Origin of the sequence: Pseudomonas sp. Kh14, assembly GCF_900291005.1 — a bacterium.
GTDB lineage: Bacteria > Pseudomonadota > Gammaproteobacteria > Pseudomonadales > Pseudomonadaceae > Aquipseudomonas > Aquipseudomonas alloputida.
This window is the reverse complement of record NZ_OLKJ01000146.1, coordinates 1-264: the sequence shown is the minus strand read 5'-3', so window position 1 is coordinate 264 and position 264 is coordinate 1. Positions and strand designations below refer to the sequence as shown.

1 protein-coding gene is annotated in these 264 nt (G+C 42.4%); it reads left to right on the top strand.

The window, feature by feature from the left end:
- Window positions 1-48: 48 nt before the first annotated feature.
- Window positions 49-264 (top strand): hypothetical protein (locus tag FQ668_RS28860; RefSeq protein WP_218570910.1); only part of this gene is annotated, 216 nt, incomplete at its 3' end.

The following is a 264-nucleotide window of genomic DNA, read 5'->3' as shown; positions in this document are numbered from 1 at the left end:
GGGCAGGTTTTTGCCGATAATGATATTATATACTGCAGGGATGGAAAAATGAAACGAACATTGCGTATAATCTTGTTCATTGGGACTTTTGTGCTTTTAGCTCTCATTGTAGGATATGTCGCGTGGAAGACCGGTGAGATGCGCCTTCTGGGAGAACAGAGCGCATCAGCTGAATATTCCATCCTGCGAAATGCAGCATCTCTCATAACAAGTGAAGAAGATCTTGGCGATCAATTCGTAAGAGATAGGCTCAAATCACTATAT